10 protein-coding genes are annotated in these 12,011 nt (G+C 57.4%); all 10 read right to left on the minus strand.

Going from position 1 to position 12,011, the window contains the following annotated elements; genetic code table 11:
* Positions 1-17: 17 nt before the first annotated feature.
* The 10 genes from NW843_RS05980 to NW843_RS06025 all read right to left on the minus strand — a co-directional run bounded on the left by NW843_RS05980 (position 18) and on the right by NW843_RS06025 (position 11,871).
* Positions 18-518, minus strand: a complete 501-nt coding sequence (locus NW843_RS05980; RefSeq protein WP_011431713.1) for a nitrate reductase associated protein — start codon at positions 516-518, stop codon at positions 18-20.
* Positions 519-542: 24 nt separating this feature from the next.
* Positions 543-2,678: a molybdopterin oxidoreductase family protein gene (locus NW843_RS05985; protein WP_414522404.1), complete on the minus strand. Its 2,136-nt coding sequence runs from the start codon at positions 2,676-2,678 to the stop codon at positions 543-545.
* Positions 2,679-2,764: 86 nt separating this feature from the next.
* On the minus strand, positions 2,765-3,346 hold the full coding sequence (locus NW843_RS05990) for a Uma2 family endonuclease (RefSeq protein WP_414522401.1): 582 nt from the start codon (positions 3,344-3,346) through the stop codon (positions 2,765-2,767).
* Between the two features lie 33 nt (positions 3,347-3,379).
* Complete coding sequence (locus tag NW843_RS05995; protein WP_414400315.1) at positions 3,380-4,222, minus strand: ABC transporter ATP-binding protein; 843 nt, start codon at positions 4,220-4,222, stop codon at positions 3,380-3,382.
* A 38-nt stretch (positions 4,223-4,260) separates the two neighbouring features.
* Complete coding sequence (locus NW843_RS06000; protein ID WP_414522402.1) at positions 4,261-6,252, minus strand: nitrate ABC transporter ATP-binding protein; 1,992 nt, start codon at positions 6,250-6,252, stop codon at positions 4,261-4,263.
* Positions 6,253-6,324: 72 nt separating this feature from the next.
* Positions 6,325-7,284, minus strand: coding sequence for a nitrate ABC transporter permease (ntrB, locus tag NW843_RS06005; RefSeq protein ID WP_414522403.1), 960 nt, complete (start codon positions 7,282-7,284; stop codon positions 6,325-6,327).
* A 160-nt stretch (positions 7,285-7,444) separates the two neighbouring features.
* Complete coding sequence (locus NW843_RS06010) at positions 7,445-8,767, minus strand: CmpA/NrtA family ABC transporter substrate-binding protein (RefSeq protein WP_414357819.1); 1,323 nt, start codon at positions 8,765-8,767, stop codon at positions 7,445-7,447.
* Between the two features lie 61 nt (positions 8,768-8,828).
* Positions 8,829-10,376, minus strand: coding sequence for a ferredoxin--nitrite reductase (locus tag NW843_RS06015; RefSeq protein WP_414349567.1), 1,548 nt, complete (start codon positions 10,374-10,376; stop codon positions 8,829-8,831).
* Positions 10,377-10,568: 192 nt separating this feature from the next.
* Positions 10,569-11,708, minus strand: a complete 1,140-nt coding sequence (locus tag NW843_RS06020; protein ID WP_414387799.1) for a CAP domain-containing protein — start codon at positions 11,706-11,708, stop codon at positions 10,569-10,571.
* Positions 11,709-11,724: 16 nt separating this feature from the next.
* Complete coding sequence (locus NW843_RS06025; protein WP_187147246.1) at positions 11,725-11,871, minus strand: hypothetical protein; 147 nt, start codon at positions 11,869-11,871, stop codon at positions 11,725-11,727.
* Positions 11,872-12,011 lie beyond the last annotated feature (140 nt).

Genomic DNA, 12,011 nt, shown 5'->3' on the forward strand with positions numbered 1-12,011 from the left:
AGCCCGCTCCGTACCGCTTAGCGGTCGGAGCCGGGTAGTTTACAGTAACTGCAATCACCATCCCTCGCCATCTTCAGGCCAAACTCTCGCAGAGCGGGCAAGAAATTTTTATTTTCGTGATGGGATCGGCTCAACTTCAGCAAGGCAAATCTCTGGATATCGTGCAAGTTTCTCCAGAAATCGAGGGCAAGCCGGATCCCCAGGTCTTGAGCTTTTTGTTGGACAGCCATTGGGATCTGGTTGGGATTTTGCCATTCAGGCTGGGGGTCAATGGGAATCTCTTGCGCCTCTTCGTGGCAGATGGAGCGAACCAAATGGCGCAGATGGTTGCGGAGTTCTTCTAGATCCTGTGGAGATTCAGAGGGCCAATCAACACACTTCCGCCGCTCTTCTAAGGAAAACTTGGCCCATTGATGGAGCTTGAGCTTGATCCCGCACAAATCCAGCTTTAGGCGCAAGGTCATGGGGATGCATCGCAGAGAGTCGGCAAAATCTTGCTCAAACTGAAACAGAGTCATGGGAACCTCGATTAGGAACCAAATCTAGAGTTGAGCGGATTGCTTGAGCGGTGGGTCGGCTTTCTCAAGAGCAACGGCACAGGCTTTTAATTCCGGCTGTCCGGAATCAGGGCAACTGATGTCATGGGTAAGGGCATTACACTCGGCTTGTTCTGCCCAGAGGGATCCCCAGTGCATGGGTACAAATAGCGTACCGGGAGCAATGTTGGCAGTTATCTTGGCCGGGAAATAGGCCCGTCCGCGGGCAGAACGCACTTGAACCCAATCTCCATCTTGGATGCCCAGTTTTTCCGCATCGCGAGGATGGATTTCAATAAAGGGTTGGGGGTGCATGTGCTTGATTTTTTCAATCCTGCCGGTACGGGTTTGGGTGTGCCAATGGCCGTATAGCCTGCCCGTGGTTAATACGTAGGGAAACTGGGGATCCGGCGGCTCTGCTAGGCCACGGGAATGGTGGGGGATAAAGCGGGCGCGGCCATCGGGGGTCGGGAAACGCCAATCTGTGTAGAGGCGAGTGGACTTAGGGGCCGAGGTTCTTTCTTTGGGATAAGGCCATTGCTGAGGGCCTTGTTCTGCCAAAAGGGCATGGCTGAGGCCGGAGTGATCGCAGAGGCGATTTGCGGTAAGGGCGGCAAATTCTGCATAAACCTCTGCCGCGGTTTGGAAGGAAAATTGCGCTTCAAAGCCCAACCTGCGCCCCACTTCAGCAAAGATCTCCCAATCGGGTCGGGCTTCGCCAGGGGGATCTCGAAAGGCTTGACAAAGGGTAACCCTGCGCTCGGAGTTGGTCATCACCCCGGTTTTCTCGCTCCACTGACAGGCAGGCAAAAGCAAATGGGCATATTCTGCCGTTTCCGTAGGGTAATAAGCCTCTTGGTAAACGGTAAAGGGAGACTTTTTCAGGGCTTTTTTGACCCGTTCCAGATCCGGAAAGCTCACCAAAGGATTAGTGGCCACAATCCAGAAGAACTGCAGGGATCCCGTCTCCAGAGCGGCAATCATCTCGGTGGCCCTCAGTCCTGGGTGGGGGGAGATGGAGCCGCCGGGCAAACCCCAAGCCTGCTCCACCTCTGCCCGATGCTGGGGCTGGCTCACCAGCCGATATCCCGGCAGCAGATGGGATAACCCCCCCGCCTCTCGACCACCCATGGCATTGGGCTGGCCGGTCAAGGAAAAGGGGCCGGTCCCCGGTCGGCCAATTTGCCCGGTCAGGAGATGCAGGTTGATTAAGCTGGTGATCTTGGCGGTGCCCTCACTGGACTGGTTTAGGCCCATCGACCAAAGGGATAGAACTCTCTGGGATCCCTGCCAAAGCTTGGCTGCTTCGATCAAATCCTCGGTGGCAATTCCGCAGCGCTGGGCCACAATCTGCGGTTCATAATCGGCCAGCAAAGCTGCATATTCAGCAAAACCTTGGGTGCAGCCCTCGATAAAATCAGCAGCCATTGATCCCCACTTTAACAACAAATGGGCAATCCCATTGAAAAGATCGATATCCGTACCGGGGCGAATTTTTAAGTGGAGATCGGCAGCTTCTGCTGTCTGAGTGCGCCGGGGATCCACGACCACCATTTTGAGGGGGGATCCGGGCTTGTGCCGCTTCTTCAAGCGATTAAAAAGAATGGGGTGGCACTCGGCGGTGTTGGTGCCCACCAGAAAAGCCAGATTGCAGAGATCGAGATCCTCGTAGCAGCAGGGGGGGCCATCGGATCCCAGGGATTGGGTGTAGGCTGAGACAGCCGAGGACATGCACAGGCGCGAGTTGGTGTCGAAATTGTTGGTTCCCAGACAGCCTTTCATCAGCTTTTGAGCAACGTAATAGTCTTCAGTGAGCAACTGCCCCGATCCATACATGGCTATGGAGTGGGGGTTGTCTTTGAGGCAGCGCAGCCGAGAAACCATCTCCTCAAAAGCCTGATCCCAAGAAATGCGGCGAAAGGGCTGATCCAAGCTCTCCCGAAACAGGGGAGAGAGCAGCCGATCTCGACCAACTGCCTCCAGAACCGTAGCCCCCTTTACACAGACCATCCCCAAGCTGGAAGGATGCTCCCGGTCGCCTCTCATTTTCCAGTCACCTGAGGCTGTCGAAACCGCCTCCAATCCACATCCCACACCGCAATAGGGACATAGGGTTTTGATGACAGCTTTTTCCGACTCCATCGCGGTCACCATGAGTGGGGATCCCTGTCAGGATGGATAAGTGTCTTGCATTTTGGATCCCGATAGGCCATCAGGTTAAGGATCTCTTAGCCGAGGAGATCGGCCACTTGGATCTCAAATCCGGGCAATACAACCTGGCTTTTGGCAGTCTCTTGTTCGGTTAGCCAAAGGTGGCGATCCTGAGTCTGGATAAAAATAAATTTGCTTTTGGGAAAAACCAGCCAGACTTCCAGCGCACCGGAGCTGAGATACTCCTGGGCTTTCAAGAAAATGTCCTCTCCAGAGTCGGTTGGGGAGAGGATCTCTCCAGTGAGGGGATAGCTCTGCGGCAAAGTGGCAATATCCTCTCCAAATTGCTGGATTAAATCTGGAGACAGGTAGGCAACATCAGGTCTTCTGACTTTGCCTGTCGTTTGGCAGGGAGCCTCCACCAAAACCATGCCTCCCAATTGCTGATGTTCGACATAACCGGCCCAACGGATGAGAAGTCGGGTTTGGATCTTGGCATGCACTAAGGTTTGCCCCACTTTCTCCACAATGTAGCCATCTACCCATTCGGTTTGGGCAACTGGATTGGCCAGATAGTCGGCAAGGGTTTTGGGCAGGGTAGAGACCCGCTCCTCCATTGGGAGATCGGTTGGAACTACCTGAACCGGAGCAGTGGCCATCAACTTCCCTCCCCAAGCGTTTTGATTCCTAGCTTAATCCTCCCTATGGGCAAAGCGACGATAGAGGAAGTCAAGGGCGCGGTTACGCAATTCGTAGAACTCAGGCATTTCCATAATGCGGGAGCGGATGCGCGGTCGCTCAAAGGGAATGGTCAAGATCTCACCAATATGGGCAGCGGGGCCGTTGGTCATCATCACCACACGGTCTGACAAGTAAAGAGCCTCGTCGATGTCGTGGGTAATCATCAAAACTGTGCAGCGGTGATCCCGCCAAATGGCCAGCAGCTCATCTTGTAGATCTTCCTTGGTAATGGCATCCAAGGCCCCAAAAGGCTCATCCAAGAGCAAAACTTGCGGACGAACGGCAAGAGCACGGGCAATGGCTACCCTTTGCTTCATGCCTCCAGAAAGCTGCTTGGGCCGCTTGTGGGCTGCTTCCGCCAAACCTACCAATTCCAGATGTTCTTGAACAATTTCCCTTTTTTCCCACCGGGGTTTGGTTGGGTACACCTGATCCACCACCAGATAAATATTTTCAAAGGCAGTCAGCCAGGGCAAAAGGGAATAATGTTGAAACACCATCATCCGATCTGGCCCTGGGGAGGTGATGGGCTGGCCCTTGAGGGTAATGGATCCCGAAGTGGGAGTCGAAAAACCCGCCACCATGTTGATCAAGGTGGATTTGCCACAACCCGAGTGGCCGATAATGCAAACAAACTCACCGGCGGCCACTTCCAAATTGACATTTTCCAGCGCAACGAAGGGCCCTGCTGAGGTGAAGTAGGTCTTGCCCACATTCTGAAGACAAAGAAGGGGCAGTCCTGCAACCGGAGAAGCAGAAGATAGCGGTGAGGAGAACGTGCGGGAGCTGGTCATCATGGTGTTTTCCAATCGAGAGTTTAAGGTAACAAAAGCTAAACTTCGCTGAGCTGGTACTCCTGCAGCTTCAGATCCTGCCGGATGGCCACCGACTCCAGGTAAGCAACGGGATCCTCTCCGTCAAAGCGGGATCCATCGCCAAAGAGTAAAGCTCCGCGGTCGTGGGCCCAATCCGGAAGGCCCAGTTCTCTGGCGGCTAGGGCGTAGGTTTCGCTGTCCAGAACTTGGTCGAGAACCGAAATCCAGTTGCGGGGAAAAGCGCAGAGTCCCCAGCGAGCCATTTGCGTCAAGATCCAGAGGTGTTCCAACCTTTCGGGACAGGTGTTGCGCCCGTTGGCAAACTGGTGAAAACCGACAAGGGCCTGGGATTCATCGGCAATTCCCCGCTGCAGAATACCCGTCCACCCCGGCTGCAAATCCTCCAGGGCCACGCCCACATACTGGGGCTGAGCCAGCCACTCCAAGATCTCAGAACGGTGCTGCGGCTGATCGCAGTAGTGACAAGCCTCCAGTAGTGCCTTGACCAGAGCTACATGGGTGCGGGGGTAGTTTTGCGCCCAATCCTGGCGCACTGTCAGCACTTTTTCAATGTGGCTGGGCAAGATTTCGGGAGTGGTGGTGACGATAAATCCCAACTGTTCCCGCACGGCGCGGGAGTTCCAGGGCTCGCCGACGCAGTAGCCGTCGATGTTGCCGGCCTTGAGGTGGGCCACCATCTGCGGCGGCGGGATCACCGTCAACGTAACGTCCCGATCCGGATCCACCCCCCCACTGGCCAGCCAGTGCCGCAACAGGAAGTTTTGCATGGAAGCCGGATGAACCACTCCCAGGGTGTGGACTGTGTCGGGGGTGTGGTTGAGGTATTGGCGAAAATCCGCCAGGCTTTGAACGCCTCGCTCCAAAAGTCTGCGCCCAAAGGTAATGGCGTTGCCGCCGCGGGAGAGGGTTAGCGCGGTAATCAAAGGCACCGGAACTCCCCCTACTCCCAAGGTGGAAGCCAACGGGATCCCGGCCACCACCATGGCCGCGTCCAGCCGACCGGAGCGGATCCCTTCCCAGATGGTCTTCCAGCCTGGCTCCCGCACCAGGGTGACCTGCTCCAGGCCATGCTTTTGAAACAGGCCTTTTTCCTGCGCCACCACCAGCGGGGCGCAGTCGTTGAGGGGCACAAAGCCAACCTCCAAATTGACCTTCTCCAGGCCGTGTTTGGCAATGGCCACGCGAACAGGCGTTTTTTGGCGAGCCCGCTTTTGCTGGTTGAGAAAGTAGATCATCTCTCCCCGCAGGCTGTAGTAGTCGGGGTGACGCACCACTTCCAAACGATGGCGGGGTCGAGGAAAAGGGATCCGCAAAATCTGGCCAATGCGGGCCTCCGGGCCATTGGTCATCATTACCACCCGATCCGAAAGCAGCAGCGCCTCATCCACATCGTGGGTAACCATGACACAGGTGAGCTGCTCCGCCTGGGCAATCTCCATCAGTTGCTCCTGCAGGTTGCCGCGCGTCAAGGCATCCAGAGCGCCAAAGGGCTCATCCAACAGCAGCACCCGCGGACGAATGGCCAAAGCCCGGGCAATGGCTACCCGCTGTTTCATCCCTCCTGACAGATGGGCCGGTCGCTTGTCGGCTGCCCCCTGCAACCCCACACGGCGAATGTGTTCTGCCACAATCCGGTCCCGCTCTGCTTTGGGAAGGGATCCCAGCACCTCGTCCACGGCCAGGGCAATGTTCTCCCGCACCGTCAGCCAGGGCAGCAGGGAATAGTTCTGAAACACCACCATGCGATCTGGGCCGGGATCTGTAACCTGTCGGCCCTCCAGGAGAATGCCTCCGCGGGAAGGCTTTTCCAGGCCAGCAATGATGTTGAGCAGGGTCGATTTGCCACAGCCAGAGTGGCCAATTAGCGAGACAAATTCCCCCTTTTGGATCTCCAGGTGGATGTCTTTCAGGACAGGATAGACCTCTCCGTTGTCGAGGAGAAATTCCTTGTCGACATGATCCACTTCAATGTAAGGCTGGGTCTTCATGATTCCCCTGAGATGATTTCTGAGAGCATGGAGAAATTGTCAGCAACCAATCTAAAACTCGGCCAAGCTCATTTAGCGATCCTCAGCCACCACCAGCGAGCCAATCCAAGCCGTGATGCGATCCAGCAGAAGACCCACCATCCCGACATAGATCAAAGCCAGAATGATTTCGCTGATGCGGGAGCTATTCCAGGCATCCCAGATGAAAAATCCAATGCCCACACCGCCAATCAACATTTCCGCTGCCACAATGGCCAGCCAAGACAAGCCCACCCCAATGCGCAAGCCGGTAAAAATATAGGGCACAGTTGCCGGGAAAACGATTTTGAAAAAGTACTTCCAGCCGGACATGCGCACAATTCTGGCCACGTTGCGGTAGTCCTGAGGGATCTGCTGTACGCCGACAACAGTGTTGATCAAAATGGGCCAGAGGGCCGTAATGAAGATTACAAAAATGGCGGAAGGGTTGGCATCTCGAAAGGCAGCCAAAGAAATCGGCAGCCAGGCCAAAGGCGGCACCGTGCGCAACACCTGAAAAATGGGATCCAAAGCCTCGTACAGCCAGCGATTGACCCCGATGATCATGCCGCCCACAACCCCCACCAAGCCGGCCAGGGCAAACCCAATGAACACCCGCCGCAAGCTGGCCCAAATTTGCCAGAACAGCCCTTTGGCATTGCCGCCATAGTCAAAAAAGGGATCTTTAATGAGGGGATCCCAGGTGTCCTGCCAAACCTGGAGAGGGGTGGGCAAGTTGGCTCCGGGGCGGCTGTAAATGATTTGCCAGAGAATCAGGACGAGCAAAATGGCCGTAGCGGGCAACAGAATGCGACGCAGCGCTTTGTGGATTTCGACTCTTTGCCGCCAAGCAGAAGAAGGTGCAGAACTGGCGGGGGAACCGATTCCGGTACTGGACTGAAGAACAGAACCTTGGCCGGTTTTCAGCAGCCAGTGGCCTAGGCCAACCAGTAGGGGAAGCAGGATCCGAAAGAGGTGGTAGCCCAACTGTAGGGCAGAGTGGAAAATCCTCATGGCTTGCTGGGAGTAAGGTTGAAGTCAACTTAAGAGGATCCCAAGAGAGAAGGGGTTTCAGTTGAACACTCTTTGTGGGGATTCGGGGATCCCTTCTCTCCTGGGCAGAGGGCTTGTAAGGGTTTTTGCAACTTGCTCTGGAAGAATTGAGAAGATCAGGCTAGGCCAGCTTCTTAATCGCCAATTTCTCCAGGTAGGCGGCAGGATTTTCGGGATCGAACTGCACCCCGTCGAAGAAGGTTTCCACTCCTCGAGAGGTGCTGGGGGGAATGGCTGCCCCCTGACCAATGGCTTTGGCAGCTTCTCGCCAGAGTTCTTCCCGATTCACCCGCTCCACCAAGGCTTTGGTATCGGTGTCGGCAGGCAGATAGCCCCAGCGGATGTTTTCGGTCAAGAACCAGAGATCGTGGCTCTTGAAGGGGTAGGAAGCGTAGTCCTGCCAGAACTTCATCAGGTGGGGGCTGTTTTCAACGACCTTGCCGGTGCCGTAGTCAAAAGTGCCCCGAGAACGGCCCAAGATATCGGGCACAGGCACCCCCAGCCAGCGGCGGTCGCCGATGATGCGACACATCTCCTCTTTGTTTTCCATCTGGTCGCACCAGATCTGGGCTTCTAGCACCGCTTTCAACAGGGCAAGGGTGGCTTTCGGGTGCGCATCCACCCAGTCGGCCCGCAGGGCAAAGGCCTTTTCCGGGTGGCCGTTCCACAGCTCGCCGGTGGTGAGGGCACTATACCCCTCTTTTTGGTTCACCAGCTGGGCATTCCAAGGCTCGCCCACACAGAGGGCTTCCATGGTTCTGGATTTCATATTGGCCACCATCTGCGGCGGCGGCACCACAATGACGGAGACGTCGCTAGTGGGATCGATCCCGCCTGCGGCCAGCCAGTAGCGCATCCATAGGTCGTGGGTGCCACCGGGGAAGGTCATCGCACATTTGGGATCTTTGCCGGCAGCTCGAAGCTCGGCAAACTTGGCCTTGAGGGGGGAACTATCCAGGCCGATTTGCAAATCCCGATATTGGTTGGAAATGCTGATGCCCTGACCGTCCAGATTGAGACGGGCCAAAATGTACATAGGCACCGGCTTGCCATCGGTAACTTTGCCGGTGGTGATGAGGTAGGGCATGGGGGTGAGGATGTGTGCCCCATCGATGCCGCCGGCGGCGGATCCCAGCACCAAGTTGTCGCGGGTGGTGCCCCAAGAGGCCTGCTTGACCACCTCTACGTCCTTCATGCCGTACTTGTCAAAGAACCCCTTTTCTTTGGCGATGATCAGGGGGGCCGCGTCGGTTAGAGCGATGAACCCCAGCTTGGCGCTGGTGGTTTCGGGAGTATCGGCCTGCGCCACCCAGTAGCCTTTGCCCAAGGATTGCGATTGGGCGCGCGGGATCCCAGCCGTGGCCGCCCCAGCCGTGAGAGCAGCCACCCCGGCCAAAAATTGCCGACGGGAGACGGGAGAGGAAGTGCTGAACAGCTTAGACATCGAAACCTCCAAGATTTACAACGACGAAGAAAGAAAAACTTTCAGGACGGCAACAGAACCGCTAGCGGGTTACCAAAACAGAAGCCTGGGCGGCGGACGGATGCTGACGCGGCCTGGCCCCAAAGTGCTCCCTGAGCAACTCCACCAAGACCGGCTTGAGGTCTTCGCAAGGGATCCCTTTGCGCACGCATTCGCCCAGCTTGGCGTCTTTGCCCACCTCTCCCCCCATGTAGATGTCCACGGCCTCCACCACCCTGCCGTCCTTGCGAGCAGTGGTGCCCATAAGGCCGATATCGGCTACTTGGGGTTGGCCGCAGGAGTTGGGGCAGCCCGTCCAGTGGATGCGCACCGTTTGGGGGATCTCCAGCTCCGCCTCCAGCTCCTCCATCAAGGCCACAGCCCGGTTTTTGGTCTCGATGAGGGCAAAGTTGCAGAACTGGTTGCCCGTACACGACACCAGCCCCCGCTGCAATGGCCCTGGGTTGGGAGAGAACTTTTTCAACAGCGGCTCTTTTAACAAGGAAGCCACTCGGGAGTCGGGCACATTGGGGATGAGCACGTTCTGCTCCACTGTCAGCCGCAGCTCCCCGGAGCCGTACACCTCCGCCAAGCGGGCCAGCTCCATCATCTCCAGGGCGTTGAGCCGCCCCACCGGCACATGCAGGCCGACGAAGTTGAGGCCCGGCTGCTTCTGGGCATGCACCCCCAGCAGATCCCGCTTGTGCCAGACCACCTCATCTTTTTCCGCTGCCCTGAGCAGAGGGTGGCCAGTCTGGCGCTCCACAGCCGCCCGGAACTTCTCTAGGCCCCACTCGTCAATGAGCCACATCAACCGCGCCTTTTGCCGGTTGGCCCGCAGGCCGTGATCCCGGTAGACCAGCAGCACCGCCTCGCACAGAGGAACCACATCGCGGGGATCCACCCAGACATCTAGGCCAATTGCCTCGGCGCAGCGGCGAGCAGAGAAAAAGCCGCCCACCAGGACGTTGAAGCCCAGGCGGCCATTTTTGAAGGCGGGCACAAAGGCCAGGTCGTTGATCTCCGCATGCACGGAGTTGTCGCGACAACCGCAGATGGCGATGTTGAACTTGCGCGGCAGGTTGCTGAAGGAAGGGTTGCCCTCGCCGTTGTTGGTAACCATGTCCTGCACCTTGCGAGTGAGGCCGCGCACATCGATCAGCTCGTCCGGGTCAATACCGGCCAGAGGGGATCCCGTGATGTTGCGCACGTTGTCCATGCCCGACTGGATGCTGGTCAGGCCTACCTCTTTCAGGTAGCCCAGGATCTGGGGCATTTCCTCGATGGGGATGCCCCGCAGTTGCAGGTTCTGCCGGGTGGTGATGTCGGCTACGCCCTGTTCTCCATAGGGGTGGATGATTGCGCCCAACATCCGCATTTGGCCGCTGGTTAGGATCCCATTGGGCAGGCGCAGCCGCAGCATGAACTGACCTGGGGTGCGCTTGCGAAAGAAGATCCCCAGCCACTTGAGGCGGTGATCCCGGTCGTCTTCAGGAATGTTCTCCCAACCCATCCGGGCAAACGCCTCCAGCTCGGCCTTGACCGCCAGCCCATCCTTTTCGCTTTTGAGGCGTTCAAATTGGTTCGCCATGATCGCTGCCGTGGGGTGAACACTGGCTACCCTAGCGATGACGAACCGTTAACTTTGGTATTGGCAGTTACACTTTGTAACAAGTTATGCTATTTTGTCACCTTCTGATTGCAATTTGTGCATAAGGTCAGGCTTCCAGGAGCAGCAGACCCCTCTTTCCCCTTTGGGAAAGGGGCTGGGGGTGAGGAAAAGCTAGTTGAGAGGGTTGAAAGAGTTGAAAGGCTCCATCTGCCAGAGCAGACGGGGCGGGATCCCCAGCCCTTCGGTGAGGGGTGCGGGCCGTTGGGAAGTTTGGGGATCGCAGTCGTAGAGAGCGGTGGTGTAGCGGTAGCTGCGGGGAGGGCCACCGTTGAGGCGAATGCCGCTAATTTCAAAGGTGTAGTTGCGATTGGGCTGGATCGAACCCACGGAGTAGGTCAAAGTTTCCAGGCCAAAGGCGGGATCCCCCACGCGGAGATCTCCAACAGGCACCGGCTCGCCGCTGAGGGCATCGGTGATGCGGACTTGGGCTTGGCTGAGATCAGCCTTGCCGCCACGGCTGGGCACCGAGAAAGACCAGCGGTAGGCAGACAGGGGCTGGCCGGAAAACCCTTCTAGGCGGTAGAGGTAGCCGTCTTTCTCCGGGAAGGCGATGAACTCTGGATCTGGCACCGACTCGTCAAAACCGAAGATCCAGTTGGCGTTGGCCTGGGTCACCCGTCCAGCCCGTGGGTCAAAGACAATGCCGTAGGCCCCCTGGGCGTACTGAGGATACAGGTTCCAGCGGCGATGCCCCACATCCACAAAGTTTTCTCGACCTGGCTCGGCAAAATAGATGTCCACCTGCCGCGCCAACACCCGGCCTGGATCGGGGCCGTTCAGCTCTAGGATGGGCCCAACCGCCAGGTTGCTGAAGCGGGATCCCGCCTCCCCAGCAGGGGTAAAGCAGCGCCAAGAAGGGGGCGGCTGGTGGCTGAGAGTACCATTGGCTACCTGCATCAAGGCCGCTTGCTGGGCGGCTTCTAGGAACTGAGGATTGAGCTTCACCGGCGGTAACTGGTGCAACAGCCGTAGAAAATTCAGCCGATCCATCATCTTTTGGGCTGCTGCAGGCGTAAGGCGACCGGGGTTGCAGGTAGCAACCTGGGGCTGTTCGGCGTAAATAGGCCCCGTGAAGCTGCGGGTCTGGCGATCCAACCGGCACAGGAAGCTGGCAATCGGCACTTCCCCTGCCCGCGGTGGCTCCATCGAGGTAGGGGATCCTCCACAGGCCGCCAGCAGACAAAGACAAAAGATCCCCGCGATCCTCAAAGCCCAAGGCTGAACCAACTTGGGCAACCGCTGCAAGGGCATGCAAAAACCAGCCGAATTATGAGCCGGTGGGGGTGGGGGTGATGCTGGGGGGGCTGACGGTGCTGCTGCTGCTCTCGCCACAAGCAGGCAACAAGCCCAGACAGGCAAACAGGGCTAAGGCTGCCAAAAGCTGGTGGGTCACTTTGGGTTGCAACGTAGCCATGACAACAAACCTCCCAAATGCTGTTGGGTTTGACTCTGTTCTATCACCTGGCCGAGTGGGCCACAGCGTCAAAACTCATGCCGACAAGGGTATAACGTGACATCCTCCCGACGCTGACCCTACGGGTACAGCGCGGGCTT

The sequence above is a fragment of the Synechococcus sp. R5-12 genome (genome assembly GCF_047502655.1).
In the GTDB taxonomy this organism is placed as follows: Bacteria; Cyanobacteriota; Cyanobacteriia; order Thermostichales; family Thermostichaceae; genus Thermostichus.